11 protein-coding genes are annotated in these 14,231 nt (G+C 59.2%); 5 read left to right on the plus strand and 6 right to left on the minus strand.

Features of this window, described 5'->3' with window-relative positions:
* Positions 1 to 95 precede the first annotated feature (95 nt).
* From RIB87_RS00375 to bcp, 4 genes are all read right to left on the minus strand, one after another.
* Positions 96 to 734: a bactofilin family protein gene (locus RIB87_RS00375; RefSeq protein ID WP_350142330.1), complete on the minus strand. Its 639-nt coding sequence runs from the start codon at positions 732 to 734 to the stop codon at positions 96 to 98.
* Positions 715 to 2,091: a peptidoglycan DD-metalloendopeptidase family protein gene (locus tag RIB87_RS00380; protein WP_350142331.1), complete on the minus strand. Its 1,377-nt coding sequence runs from the start codon at positions 2,089 to 2,091 to the stop codon at positions 715 to 717. Before RIB87_RS00380 ends, RIB87_RS00375 begins: the two co-directional genes overlap by 20 nt.
* Before the next feature lie 218 nt (positions 2,092 to 2,309).
* Entirely contained in the window at positions 2,310 to 3,068 is a 759-nt protein-coding gene (locus tag RIB87_RS00385) for a ferritin-like domain-containing protein (protein WP_350142332.1), read from the minus strand.
* A gap of 41 nt (positions 3,069 to 3,109) precedes the next feature.
* Entirely contained in the window at positions 3,110 to 3,580 is a 471-nt protein-coding gene (bcp, locus tag RIB87_RS00390) for a thioredoxin-dependent thiol peroxidase (RefSeq protein ID WP_350142333.1), read from the minus strand.
* A gap of 225 nt (positions 3,581 to 3,805) precedes the next feature.
* Between bcp and RIB87_RS00395 the strand changes: the two genes are divergently transcribed.
* Positions 3,806 to 7,408: a YhdP family protein gene (locus RIB87_RS00395; RefSeq protein ID WP_350142334.1), complete on the plus strand. Its 3,603-nt coding sequence runs from the start codon at positions 3,806 to 3,808 to the stop codon at positions 7,406 to 7,408.
* A 6-nt stretch (positions 7,409 to 7,414) separates the two neighbouring features.
* Here RIB87_RS00395 and tyrS read toward each other — a convergent pair whose 3' ends face one another.
* Positions 7,415 to 8,665, minus strand: a complete 1,251-nt coding sequence (gene tyrS, locus RIB87_RS00400; RefSeq protein ID WP_350142335.1) for a tyrosine--tRNA ligase — start codon at positions 8,663 to 8,665, stop codon at positions 7,415 to 7,417.
* A gap of 124 nt (positions 8,666 to 8,789) precedes the next feature.
* On the opposite strand from tyrS, the gene RIB87_RS00405 reads away from it, so the two are divergent.
* The gene (locus RIB87_RS00405; protein ID WP_350142551.1) at positions 8,790 to 9,926 is read left to right on the plus strand and encodes an anhydro-N-acetylmuramic acid kinase; all 1,137 of its coding nucleotides are present in this window, start codon (positions 8,790 to 8,792) and stop codon (positions 9,924 to 9,926) included.
* Positions 9,927 to 9,946: 20 nt separating this feature from the next.
* Here RIB87_RS00405 and RIB87_RS00410 read toward each other — a convergent pair whose 3' ends face one another.
* On the minus strand, positions 9,947 to 10,606 hold the full coding sequence (locus tag RIB87_RS00410; protein WP_350142336.1) for an alpha/beta hydrolase: 660 nt from the start codon (positions 10,604 to 10,606) through the stop codon (positions 9,947 to 9,949).
* A gap of 372 nt (positions 10,607 to 10,978) precedes the next feature.
* On the opposite strand from RIB87_RS00410, the gene RIB87_RS00415 reads away from it, so the two are divergent.
* Genes RIB87_RS00415 through sufB form a run of 3 tightly spaced genes read left to right on the plus strand, consistent with a single transcriptional unit; the run spans position 10,979 to position 14,216 of the window.
* Positions 10,979 to 11,497, plus strand: coding sequence for an Rrf2 family transcriptional regulator (locus RIB87_RS00415; RefSeq protein WP_350142337.1), 519 nt, complete (start codon positions 10,979 to 10,981; stop codon positions 11,495 to 11,497).
* 50 nt (positions 11,498 to 11,547) lie between these two features.
* Positions 11,548 to 12,747 (plus strand): cysteine desulfurase family protein, encoded by a 1,200-nt coding sequence (locus tag RIB87_RS00420; protein ID WP_350142338.1) that lies wholly within the window; start codon positions 11,548 to 11,550, stop codon positions 12,745 to 12,747.
* Positions 12,748 to 12,755: 8 nt separating this feature from the next.
* A complete protein-coding gene (gene sufB / locus RIB87_RS00425) occupies positions 12,756 to 14,216 on the plus strand; it encodes a Fe-S cluster assembly protein SufB (RefSeq protein ID WP_350142339.1) in 1,461 nt (486 codons plus the stop codon).
* Positions 14,217 to 14,231 lie beyond the last annotated feature (15 nt).

A 14,231-nucleotide genomic window follows, 5' to 3' on the forward strand; every position in this document is an offset into this window, starting at 1 on the left:
CACCACCGCGCCACTTAAACCGTGCCACCTAAAACGAAAAAGGCCCGCAGCGTTGCTGCGGGCCTTTGTTCTTGTTCGGGCAATGACAGTGGTGGTTACTGCGCCGCCGGACGGCGCACAACTACAGCGCCATCTTTCACAACCACGCCGCCTTTGTCGTCAGAAGGCTTCGCAGATGACGAGGGCATGGCTGACTGTGATGAGGTCGATTGCGACGGGGCAGTACCAGCCTGCTTTTGTGTGCTGGCAGCAGGCGATGCCGATGCTGTCCGGTCAGCGGGACGTTGCGCATCCGCAATCTTGAGCGATGCGGGAACGTCACTTGGGGACTTCGACGGCATGTCTTCGCCAAGCGGGTCGTCGGAATGACGGCAGTTGCCCTCAAAGAATGCGCCGGTCTCAACAGCAAGAGCTTCGTGCAGGATGTCGCCTTCGACATGGCACGTTGTGGCCAACTGCACGCGTCGGGCCCGGATCGAGCCAACAATGCGACCGCGGACAACGATGTCGTCCGCCATGACCTGACCGGTGATGGTGGCGTGCTCGCCCACTGTCAGCGACTGACTGCGCACATCGCCTTCGACGGTGCCATCAATCTGGATGTCACCGGTAGCTATGAGATTTCCGTGGACGACAAGGTCATCCGAGATGATTGACGGCGCAGACCGTCCGCGACGCGGCGCGGGTGCCGGAGCAGATTTGGATGCGCTGCCGCTATCCTTCTTCGAGAACATATTGACCTGCCTTCAAAAATTTGGCCGGATTCTGGACTTTTCCATCGACCCAGACCTCATAATGGAGGTGCGGGCCGGTTGACCGACCGGATGATCCTACCTTGCCAAGAGTTTCACGAAACTCAACAACGTCGCCAACTTTCACATTAATGCTAGCCAGGTGAGCGTAGCGAGTCTTTATGCCGTTTCCATGATCGAGTTCGATAAAACGCCCATAGGCTCCGCGCCAGCCGGCAAAAACCACCGTGCCCTCCATCGGGGCATGGACCGGGGTGCCATAGGGGCCGGCAAAATCAATGCCTGAATGGAATGCCAGCTTCCGGTTGAACGGGTCCACGCGGGCGCCAAAATTGCTTGTAGTCTTGATGCCGTAGATCGGCTTGGCCAGCGGCAACAGGCGCAGCGTCTGGTTCAGCACTGAAATCCGGTCGAGATTTGTTGCAACGCGGAATATCTGCCGATCAAACGTCTGGTTGCTGTCTGCTTCGTCCAGCACGGTGTCGGCGTAATTGATGAACGGGCCGCCATAGGCGATCGCCTCAACATCCATCTTTTCAGCAAGGTCATCCGGGTTGAACCCGGTCATGCGGATGATCGACTCGATCTCTTTGATTTCCAGATCTGTCTCTTCCTCGATCCTGTTGACCAGGTGTTGCTGCACCAGGTCGAGGTTTTCGAGGCGGTAGTCCATGAACGCGATTTTTTCCTCGTGTCGCAGACCGTCGGCAGACTGTGCAAGATCGGTGAACGCGCCCCCAATACCCGTCACGTCGGCATCCGGCAGGCTGGCCTGGGAACCAAGGTTCAGGTTTGGCGGCAGGATTTCAACGCGGCTTTCGCGAAATGCGCCCTCAACCGGGGCGGGCCGCAACAAGATGCGTGTTTCACCATCCGTCTTGCCGGTGCGCGTGCCCGGCAGCTTTGCCACCTCGCGGCGCATATCATCAAGCTGGCTGCGCACGTCGCGGCTGTGCGTCAGCAGATCAGCCAGCAATCCGTGCTTGGCTTCAAGGTCGCTGGTGGTGGCCAGGAAGCGCGACTGCGCCAGAACCATTTCGGTGGACACTTCGTCATAGGCCGTCTGCATCTCGGCGATGCGCTGCTCATAGGCAGACTGCATGCGGACGAACTTGCGGTCTTTTGCGGCAATGATCTGGTCCTGAAAGACCACATTCACCGACGTGAAGCCAACCCAGCCCAGAAAGAAAACGGCTGCCAGCGCGAGCACGCCCTGCGTCCAGCCCGACAGGGCCATAAACTGGACCTGACCGTGGCTGCGCAAATAGAACTGGCGCTCGGTGAAGACCCGGCGGAACCCCCGAACCACCGAACCAAGAAAATCGGAGTTATGTGACACTCTACCCCTCTAAGCGTCTGTGACCCCCCAAGGGAGGCATAGAACCTTATTGCTTAAACGATTTCAACCGGTTGAGGTTAAGATTCCCTGACCTGGTTAATCAAAACGGCATGAAACTGAACCAATTCGGGACCAACCCTCAATTGGGCCGCACAAACAATGTCTTTGTGTACGACAGCAAGCCCTGTGCCACGCCTGCGTGCCGCAGCAAATGTGACCTAACGCCCCAATAACGCAGCCATTCCGGCTTCGGCCCTGGCCGGTTCATTGAACGGACCTTTCAGTTCGCCGCCGTGATAGCGGGCAACACATGCCTCAAAAAGGTGCTTTGCCGCTACATCCCGATGGGTGGCCGCTGCTTCAAACCACCGCACGCCGGCAGCCACATGGCCGATTTCATCGCGGTAAATGACTGCGAGAATACCCGCGCTTGCGGTATCACCGGCGCGCTCAAGAGCTGCAACAGTCTGCGGGGTTACATCAAGGCCGCGCGCCTCATGCACCAGCGGCACAATTGCCAGCCGAGCGGCAAAGTCGTGCGCGGTTGTTTCTGCGGCCTGCCACAGCCCGTCGTGAGCAGGCAGGTCGCCATAGGCGGCCCCAAGTTCGGCAAGCCGGGCGTTGAGCATCAAGAAGTGCTTTCCCTCATCATCGGCCACCTTCACCCAGTCGTCGGCAAAAGATGTCGGCAACGGGTGTGTGCCGTCCACCTGAAACCGCGCAACCAGATCGCAGGCCAGATCAATGGCGTTGAGTTCAATGTGCGCCAGCGCGTGCAGCAGCGAAATACGTCCGGCTAAGCTGCCTGGCCCGCGCCGTTTGGTATGGCGTGGCGCCACCAGTTCAGGCCGCGCCGGACGCGCAGGCCGGGAAGGCACATCAATGCGGGTGCCCGGCCATGTCAACGTGCCCGCGCGCCAGTCCGCCGCCATCTGCCGCGCCGCCAAAGCTTTTGCTTCAGCATCAGCGGTAAGCAAAACGCCTAACGCCGCAGCAGGAAGAGATGGAGGAGGTAAGGTCAAAGCGCCTTCGCAGCTTCAAGCACTTCCTCCACGTGGCCCGGTACTTTGACCTTGCGCCATACGCGGGCAATCTTGCCCTTGCCGTCAATCAGGAACGTCGAGCGCTCGATGCCCATATATTTGCGGCCATACATGCTCTTCTCCACCCACACACCATAGGCTTGCGTCACGTCGCCTGCTTCGTCAGAGCCAAGCGTGATGGACAACGCGTGCTTGTCCCTGAACTTGTCATGCTTCTGCACCGGATCGCGCGACACGCCCAGAATGGCCGCACCCGCTTTTTCAAAGGCCTTCTTGTGCTCGGAAAACCCGATCGCCTGCTTGGTGCAACCAGACGTATCGTCCTTGGGATAAAAATACAGCACCAGCGCCTTGCCCTTGTAATCCTTGAGCGCCGTTTTGCCGTCGCCATCGGTGGGCATTGAAAACGCCGGTGCTTTATCACCAGCTGATAGGTCGCCTGCCATTGTACTGTTCTCCACAGAGTTACCGGGACTGGCGCAATGCGCCCGACCGCGCCAGTGCCACATTTGGGTTTCAAGTTGCTTTATATGGTCCAATGCCAGGTTACGGCACTCTTTTAGTGATGGTTTTTGCCATTATGAACGTTGATTCGGAACTGGCATTCAAAAACCGGCACGCCGCGCCCACTCAAGCCAATCAGAACCAAACCAGATGAGACACAACCTCCGGTGATCCGCCCCGCCACCAAAATCACGCTTGAAGTTGTTGCAGGCCTTGCCGCCGTAACGGTGGTCCTTGTGGGTGTGGTCGCCTGGCGGCTGGCGCAGGGTCCGCTGCCGGTGAGTTTTCTCACGCCCATTGTGACCCAGGCCGCCAACGACCGTCTGCCGGATTACTCGCTTGAAATTGCAGACATGGTGGTTGTCTGGGCGAGCGCCGACGGCGCGCTGGAACTACAGGCGGTGGACGTTTCCATTCTGGGTAAAGAAGGGCGGCGGGTCGTCAATGTGCCACGCATGGCGGTGGACTTCAGCCTCCGCGCTGCACTGGCCGGGCGGCTGGTGCCCAAGAAGCTGTCGTTTGAAGGAGCGTCACTGACACTCGTGCGCGGCATTGATGGTGCCATGCGCTTTGGTCTCACGAATATGCCGGGCGAAGTAGCCTTGCCCGCGCCTGAACCAACCGTATCGGAGGAAGGCAGCCAGCTTGTCTCGACATTGATCGAAGCAGTGTCGGCACCACGCGATGAACCTGCTGCATCAGCCGACGCAGGCCGATATCTTGAAGGGCTGAGCATTCAGAATGCATCCGTGACTGTGTTCGATCAGCGGTCAGGCGGCTTATGGCTCGCCTCCGATGTGGGACTTGAGTTTCGCAATACGCCGCTTGGTCTGGCAGGCGTTATCAATGCCCATGTTCTTTCGCCCGGTGGCGAGTGGGATCTGATCGGCACGGTGCGGGCGGCCGACGACGAAGAACCGGTGGTGATTTCAACAAAGGTCAACGGTATCAGACTGCCGGACTTTGCCCGCACCATGGTGGCACTCGAACCGCTGGCCATGCTCGACAGCGCCATGTCCGGCCAGGTGGTTGCCAGGCTCGACAGACAAAGCCTCGCAATCAGAGATCTTGCCGTAAATGTGACCGCAGGCCCTGGAACGCTGACCCTGCCGCTGGATGAGCCCGCGCCGTTTTATCCGCCCAAGCCCCTTGATTTTGACGGCAACCCGCAACCCGAAGACCCGCGCCCGCCCTACACCCCGCAGCCGTGGCGCTACGCCATTGAGAGTGCGCGCCTGAGCGGACAATTGTTGTGGCCCGAAGGCCGCGTCACGCTTGCCGAACTCACAGTCAAGGGTGAGGCAATAGACATATCGCTTGCAGGTGAAGGCGACGTCACTGTCAGCCCGCAAGGCGGCATTGAGGACGTGCGCCTTGCTGTCAAACTGGCCCCCTCAGCAATCAACATTCCCAAAGTGACCACCGGCATCGCCCGGATTGACGGCTTTGATGGCACCGTGCGTTTCAGCCCTCAAGCTGGTCTGCTCCAGATAGAGAACGCCGCCGTGATGCTGGGCGAAGGCTATGTGTCGCTGGCCGGCATGATTGAGGAATTGGCCGATGGCGGCGTTGGCATGGTGTTGGATGGCAATGTCGAGAATCTTTTGCTGTCTGATCTGTTGCAGGCATGGCCGCCGCGCGTGGCGCATGGCGCGCGGGAATGGGTAAGCGAAAATGTTTCAGGTGGCCTGCTCGACAAAGGCCGCTTGCGCATAGACGCGGCCAACGGCGAGCTTGAGCAATCTCCTCCGCCGGACGACGCCATTTCCATGCAGATGGATTTTGCCGATGTGACGCTGCGCTATCTCGGCGATCTGCCACCCATTACGGATGCCCGCGGCACCATGATGCTGACCGGAAATTCCTACACAGCCAACCTGACGGGCGGCCAGATATCCCCGCCCAATGGTGGTCTCGTGCAGATCAGCGCAGGCAGTTTCACAACGCGAGACTTTCATATCCGCGGCAGCAACGCCTACATTGATGTGAATGCGGCAGGGTCCATGACCAGCATCCTGTCGCTGCTCGACCAGGAACCGCTGGGCTATCCTTCAGGCTTTGGGCTTGATCCGCGCGATGTGACCGGCACTGCAACGGCAAACCTCAAGGTCACATTGCCAATGCGCAGTCAATTGCTGTTCCGCGATGTGATGCTGAACGCGAACGGTACGGTGAGCAATCTGGTCCTGCCCGATATCGGCGAGGACATTTCTCTGAACGATGGTGAAATGTCCTTTGATGTTACCAACACAGGACTTAAGGCGCAGGGCAAAATGAGCCTTGCGCAAACACCCATCACCATGGTGTGGGCTGAAAACTTTGAGGCGCGCGGTCGTCCCAGCAGTACGTTTGAAATCAGCGGTATTTTTGATAACCCGGCCCGCGACAGGGTGGGGCTTGAATTCGGGCGCAACATCACCGGCGCGCTGCCGGTGCGGGCCACTCTCACCGGTAAAGGCCCGCAGATAGCCACGGCCCTGTTCGATCTCGACCTTGGCCCCGTCACGCTCACCGAACCAACCATCAACTGGGTCAAGGAGCCGGGCATTCCAGCCAGGCTTGTGGGCACCTACACCGAGGCCGACGACGGCAGCAGCACACTCACCGGGCTCAATCTTGTGGGTGAAAGTGTGCAGTTGCAGGCGGATATCTTTCTCAACCCGGAGCGCGAAATTACGCGCGCCACTATTTCGCGCGTGCAGTTGAGCAACGGCACTGACCTGACGGGAACGGTGCAGGGCATACCCGAAGAAGGGATCATGCGGTTTGACTTCAGCGGACCCGTTTTTGATGCGCGCGATTTTCTCGATGGACTGTTTGAAGACCCTGAACCCGTTGCGGCGGACGATGAGCCGATACCCGTCATCATTGCCACTGCCAATGTTGACCGTGTAACCGCCCATGGCGGCGAGGTGGTGCGAAATGGCAAGGCGTCGCTCACCATGGAGCAGGGGCGGATGCAGCAACTGTCCGTTGACGGAATATTTGAAAGTGGCGGCGCGCTGCTCATCGAAATGAAGCCAACGACGTTTCAAGCGCGCGCCATCAGGGCGACGTCGCAAAACGCCGGTGCAGTACTGCGCAGTCTTGATCTATACGAAAACATGCAGGGCGGCGACATTGAGTTTGACGCCCGGATCGACGACCGCATTGAGGGCAGTCCGCTGGAAGGACGGTTGACCGGTACCAACCTGCGCGTGCGCAATGCACCTGTGCTCGCCAACATTCTGACGCTCGGCTCGCTGACCGGCATCAACGATACGCTACAGGGCGAAGGTATTTTGTTTACCCGCCTTGATGCACCGGTGCGCGTCAACGACAAGGCGATTGATCTGGATGATGCGATCATGTCGGGCCCCGCCATTGGCGCGACCATCAAGGGTCACGTAAACCGCGAGACAGATGTGGTTGATCTGGGCGGCACTATCGTTCCCGCCTACACAGTGAACAGTTTCCTCGGCAACATTCCTGTATTGGGAGATTTGTTTGTCGGCCGCGAAGGTGAGGGGTTGTTTGGCATCACCTACGGCATTTCGGGCAAGTCTGATAACCCGGAAGTGACTGTGAATCCGCTGGCCGCCTTTGTGCCGGGCATTTTCAGGCGCATATTTGAGTTTGGCGGCCAGTCAAGCGAGGATGCGGCAGACGGGAAGGGCAGCGGGCCTGCTCAAGCCGGACCAGAGCCAACAGCACAAGAGCCATCGGCACCAGAGCCAACAGCAAATATCTATCCGGATGCACAGCCCATAGCGCCCGACGACGACAGCTAAGCTGTGTCAGCCGCGCTTGAGCAGCACGTGCCGCTTTTTGCCCGCCGAAAGTTTGACTGCGCCATCCACCATATCGGCGTCACTTAGTGTTTGCCGCCAGTCGTTGGCCGGCGCGTCATTGACCTTGACGCCACCACCCTGAATGAGCCGACGCGCTTCGCTGGTAGAGGCGCTGAGCTTTGCTTCAACAAGCGCTGTCAGCAGCCCAAGTCCGCCGTCCCATTGGTCAGTGCCGAGCGTGACCGTGGGTAGGTCCTGCGACACCTGGCCGGCTTCAAATGTCTGGCGGGCGGTTTCTTCTGCCGCCAGTGCCGCCTCGCGCCCATGCGCCATTGCCGTTGCTTCCGTCGCCAGCACTTTTTTGGCGTCGTTCAGTTCGGCACCCTCAAGCGCTTCAAGGCGGGCTATTTCATCCAGTGGCAGTTCCGAGAACAGCCGCAGCAGCTTGCCAACGTCGGCGTCTTCCACGTTGCGCCAATATTGCCAGTAGTCATAGGCCGACAGCATGTCTTCGTTGAGCCATACAGCCCCGTCCGCCGTTTTGCCCATCTTGGTGCCGGAGGCGGTGGTCAGCAGCGGCGAGGTCAGTCCCAGCAACGACGCATCATCCATGCGGCGGCCAAGGTCTATGCCGTTGACGATATTGCCCCACTGGTCAGAGCCGCCCATCTGCAATGTGCAGCCATAGCGACGGAACAGTTCCGCAAAGTCGTAGGCCTGAATAATCATGTAGTTGAACTCAAGGAACGACAGGTTCTGTTCGCGCTCCAGCCGCGCCTTGACGCTTTCAAACGACAACATGCGGTTGACCGAAAAGTGCCGGCCGACGTCGCGCAGAAAATCCACATAGTCCAGCCCGTCCAGCCACTCCCGGTTATCCACCATGATGGCACCGGTGGGTCCGTCGTCGAAGCTCAGGAACTTTTCAAACACCTTGCGGATGCCGGCCTTGTTGAGCTCAATCTGCGCGTCGTCCAGCAGTGGCCGCGCTGAATCCCGAAATGAAGGGTCGCCAATGCGTGTGGTGCCGCCACCTATGACGACAATTGGCCGGTGGCCGGTCTGCTGCAAAATCCGCAGCATCATGATCTGCACCAGTGAGCCTGCGTGCAGGCTTGGGGCGGTGCAGTCAAACCCGATATAGCCCGTGACTACTCCGGAAGCCGCGCTTTTATCCAGCGCATCCGCATCTGAGCATTGCTGAATAAAACCGCGCTGCGACAAGCGGGTCAGAAAGTCTGAGGCGTAGGAGGTCATGGGTTTAACCGCTTTCGTGCAGGTATGGCACTTGAGGGGGGACAATCGGCGAGCGTCCGATTAGCATGAAGCCCGATTAACATGAAGCAGTACGAACCGGAAGCAGCTGCCAGTGCCCCCTTCTGTGTCACCCCGCAACCGCCCTTATCGCGCGATCGGCCTGATGAGCGGCACCTCAATGGATGGGGTGGATGCTGCCATCCTCACCACCGATGGTGACCGGCTGGTGGAGCCGGGCCCGTCGCTCTGCGTGCCCTATCCACGTACCCTGCGCGACAAGGTGGCGGCCCACCTGAAGGATGCATTGGCCATGGCAGGCCCCCGACCCTTGCCCGACAGTTTAAAATCGCTCGAACGCGACATAACGCTGATGCAGGCAGATGTGGTCAACACACTGCTGGTCGAGGCCAATATGCACGCCTCCGAGTTCGATGTGATTGGCTTTCATGGTCAGACGATGGCACACCGGCCGGATGCAGGCTGGACACTTCAACTGGGCGACGGCGCGCTCATGGCAGATCGGACCGGCATCAATGTGGTGAATGATTTTCGGTCGGCTGATATGGCAGCAGGCGGCGAGGGCGCGCCGCTGGCACCACTCTATCACCTGGCGCTGGCGCATGTTGAAAGCGGCAGCGGGCCTGTCGCCGTTCTCAATCTGGGCGGCATCGGCAACGTCACCTGGATCCCTGATGATGGGTCAACACCGCCCGTCGCCTTTGATACCGGCCCGGCTAATGTTCTCATCGATGAGTGGATGCTCGCCCATACCGGAGAGCCTTTTGACCACAATGGCGCGCTGGCGATGGCCGGAGTGGTGAACGAGGATGTGCTGGCACAGCTTCTGGCCAACGCCTATTTCGACCGCCCGCCGCCCAAATCCCTCGATCGTCTGGATTTTTCCGCTGACCCTGCGCGGCATCTGTCAGACCGCGATGGTGCGGCGACGCTGGTGGCCTTCACAGCGCAAAGCGTTGCGCGTGCGCTTGAGCACCTGTCGGCACCGCCCGTCAAATGGATTGTGGTTGGCGGCGGCAGGCGTAACCCGGTCATCATGACCGAACTCAAAAAGCGACTGAAAACGGATGTCATTGCCGCAGAAGATGCCGGCTGGCGTGGCGACACGCTGGAGGCGGAAGCCTTCGCCTATCTTGCCGTGCGCAGCCTTAAGGGCGAGCCGTTGTCACTGCCCACAACCACCGGCGTATCACAGCCTCAGACCGGCGGCACGCTGCACAAGGCAGGCGTGCGTGCCGCGTGAGCCGGGCCACAACAAGCTGTTTAGCTGGCGTTGCGTTTGTCTTCTTCCAGGCGGCGATCCAGATATTTGCTCACCGTGTCCATAAGCGGCTTTGAGTGATCCTCAAAGAAATGGTTGGCACCCTTTATGATCTCCTGGTCAATGATGATGCCTTTTTGAGCGCGCAGGCGCTCGACGAGTTTTTCAACATCTTCCACCGGAGCCACCTGGTCCTGATCGCCGGACACAAAAATGCCGGATGACGGGCAGGGTGCCAGAAAGCTGAAATCGTAGGAGTTCGCGGGCGGAGCAACTGAAATGAACCCGTCAATTTCAGGCCGCCGCATCAACAACTGCATCCCGATCCACGCGCCAAACGAAAACCCCGCCACCCAGCAGGTGCGGCTGTCAACATTGTAGGTCTGAACCCAGTCGAGCGCTGCCGCTGCATCCGACAACTCGCCGATGCCACCGTCAAAACCGCCCTGACTGCGGCCTACACCGCGAAAGTTGAACCGCAGCACTGAAAAGCCGCGATTGGCAAACATGTAGAACATCTCATACACAATCGAGTTGTTCATGGTGCCGCCGAACTGCGGATGCGGATGCAGGATCATCGCGATGGGGGAGTTCGGCTTGCCTTGATGGTGGTAGCGGCCTTCGATACGGCCTGCAGGACCATTGAAAATCACGTCGGGCATGGATGGATTCACACGGGCGGAAAAAGCAGTGCGTCTGATCGCGGTTTTATTCCGACTTTTTTAGTCGGGAATCAAACGGATTTCGCGCAAAAGGCCAGCTTTGGCCGGATTTTTCCCGCACCCCTTTCTTGACTAAAACACTCAGGTTTAATATCTATGGACACAAGGGTGCCCATTTGGGCTCCCTCTTAGCATAAGCGCGTGCGGCAATTGCAAGCATTCATGTGCCGGTCAGGGCAGATAGGTGTTTAAGGGCGCGGGCTTAGTACCGGGGGTCACAGCGGCGGCGGTGTCCGAAACACCACGTCAACGCCACGTGCGCAGGCTCGATCATCGGGTCTGCCAGCAGCGACATCTACGGGAGACGATCTGATGAAACTCAGCACCAAAGGCCGGTACGCCGTTATGGCGATGGCTGATCTGGCTCACCACGGCGGCAAAAAACCTGTGTCCCTTGGAGAAATTGCCGGCCGACAGGAGATTTCGCTGTCCTACCTGGAACAGCTCTTTGCCAAGCTGCGTAAGGCAGGCATCGTCAAGAGTGTGCGCGGCCCCGGCGGCGGCTACCATCTGGCCCGTGACCCGGACAACATCCAGATTTCCGACATAATTCTCTCTGTCGATGAGCCCATAAAAGCCACCCGCTGCAAGACCGGCAGCGCCGAAGGATGCCTTGGCAACGGCACGCGCTGCATCACCCACGATTTGTGGGACGAGCTGAGCCGCCAGATACATCTGTTTCTCAGCGAAGTATCGCTGGGCGACGTCATCAACCGGCGGGTTCTTGGCCGCAGCGGCATGTTTGGTGTCGACGAACACGTGGCTGCTCCTCAGATGGCGAGGGATACCTCCGGCGATCTGTCTGCTCGAACAGCTCTCGCAGGCGAATAGCCTGACGAGCGTTGCATCACTCACCAGTCGCGAACGGGAAGCACATCACCGTGCCTGCTGACATCACATATCTGGATTACAACGCGACAGCGCCGCTGCGACCGCAAGCGCGCACCGCGATGATGTCCGCTATGGAGGCGCTGGCGGGTGGCGGCAATCCTTCGTCCGTGCATCGCGCGGGGCGCACCGCGCGGCGCATTGTCGAAGACGCGCGCGCTCAGGTAGCGGCTTTGGCACTGTGCGCGCCGGACGAAGTGGTTTTCACGTCCGGCGGGACCGAGGCCAACAGCCTCGCAATCCTCGGCACACTGGCGTCTGGCCAGGTGAAGCGTCTGATTGTATCGGCAGCAGAGCATGCCAGCGTGTTGGACACCGCCACGGCTGCCATGGCCGCCGGTGCTGACGTGTCTGTCCTCCCGGTTGATGCCAACGGCGTAGCCGACATCGAAGCACTGGCGCACGACCTTTCGTCTGACCCGCGTCCGGCTCTGGTATGCCTCATGTCAGCCAACAATGAGACCGGGGTCATTCAACCTGTCAGTAAGGTTGTAGGCATCGTTAAGGACGCTGGCGGCCGCGTGCATGTGGATGCTGTGCAACACGCGGGCAAGTTGCCCTTTTCTGATGTGTCGCTCGCACACACTGTGTCGCTTTCGGCCCACAAGGTCGGCGGGCCGCAGGGCACCGGTGCCCTCATTGTGCGTGGTAAGGGCGGCGTTGAACCGCAACTGCGTGGAGGCGGGCAGGAGCTTCGTCGTCGCGCGGGCACGGAAAACGTGATCGGCATTGCGGGTTTTGGTGCGGCAGCGCAGGTCGCTGCCGAAGACATTGCAACGGTGCAGGCGCTTGCGCCATTGCGCAACGCCATGGAAGCACGTGTGCTGGCCAGTGCCGCGGCGATTTTTGCTGCTGGTGGCCATGCAGCACAGGTGATCGGCCATGCAGCGCCACGGTTGCCGAACACATCCTGCATCGCCTTTGATGGCGTCAGTGCCGAGACGTTGCTGATGGCGCTGGATTTGAGCGGCGTATGCGTTAGTTCCGGCTCTGCATGTTCATCCGGCAAGGTGGCCCGCAGCCATGTGCTGGACGCCATGGGTGTTGCGCCTGATCTGGCGCGCGGAGCCATCCGCCTCAGTCTTGGCTGGACCACAACCGCTGACGACATTGATAGATTTTGCACGAGCCTCGATCAGGCTCTGACCGTTATGAGTTCTCCGCGCACTCCCATGCGCGCGGCAGGTGAGTAGGAAAGACAATGGCAGCAGTACAGGAAACAGTGCGCGACGTCGAAGGTCTCGGCCAGGGCGACAAGTACAAATATGGTTTCTATACGGACATTGAGAGCGACAAGGCACCCAAGGGCCTGAACGAGGACACCGTGCGCTTCATCTCGGCCAAAAAGGGCGAGCCGGAGTGGATGCTCGATTATCGCCTGGAAGCATTTCGCCGCTGGCTTGAAATGGATGAGCCGGACTGGGCCAAGGTCAACTACCCCAAGATCGACTATCAGGATTACTATTATTACTCCGCCCCCAAGAGCCAGGGTGACGGGCCCAAAAGCCTGGATGAAGTCGATCCTGAATTGCTGCGCACCTATGAGAAACTCGGCATCCCGCTGAATGAGCAAAAGATGCTCGCTGGCGTGGCGGTGGATGCCGTGTTTGACAGCGTGTCGGTGGTGACAACCTTCAAGGAAAAGCTGTCAGAGGCGGGCGTGATTTTTTGCCCCATTTCCGAAGCCGTGCACTCGCACCCTGAACTGGTGAAGGAGTATCTGGGTAGCGTTGTTCCGGCTACGGACAACTATTTTGCAGCGCTCAACGCCGCGGTCTTTTCCGACGGCTCGTTTGTGTACATCCCCAAGGGCGTGCGCTGCCCGATGGAGCTTTCCACTTATTTTCGCATCAATGAGCGCGATACCGGCCAGTTTGAGCGTACGCTCATCATTGCCGATGAAGGCTCATATGTAAGCTATCTGGAAGGCTGTACGGCACCCATGCGCGACGAGCACCAGCTGCACGCAGCCGTGGTTGAGCTGGTCACGCACCATGACGCCGAAATCAAATACTCTACCGTGCAGAACTGGTATCCCGGTGATGAGGATGGCAAGGGTGGCATCTTCAATTTCGTGACCAAGCGCGGCGACTGCCGGGGCGACAACTCCAAAATCTCGTGGACGCAGGTTGAAACCGGCTCTGCGGTGACGTGGAAGTATCCAAGCTGCGTGCTGCGCGGCGACAATTCGTCCGGCGAGTTTTACTCGATCGCCATTTCCAATGGCGCGCAGCAGGTGGATTCAGGCACCAAGATGATCCATCTGGGCAAGAACACCCGCAGCCGCATCATCTCCAAGGGCATTTCGGCGGGCAAATCTTCCAATACCTATCGCGGGCTGGTGAGTATTTATCCGTCCGCTGAAGATGCCCGTAATTTCACCCAGTGCGACAGCCTGTTGATCGGCGACAGATGTTCGGCCCACACGGTGCCCTACATCGAAAGCCGCAACCCGTCGGCTGTACTGGAGCATGAAGCCACCACATCGAAACTGTCAGAAGACCAGCTGTTTTATTGCCAGGCCCGCGGCCTGCCGGAAGAAGAAGCTGTGGCCCTTCTGGTCAACGGTTTTTGCCGGGAGGTGCTGCAACAGCTGCCGATGGAGTTTGCGGTAGAAGCACAAAAACTCGTCGGCATCTCCCTTGAAGGAAGCGTCGGCTAATCACCGTCCTACTAC

It is taken from the genome of Pyruvatibacter sp., from assembly GCF_040219635.1.
Taxonomy (GTDB): Bacteria; Pseudomonadota; Alphaproteobacteria; order CGMCC-115125; family CGMCC-115125; genus Pyruvatibacter.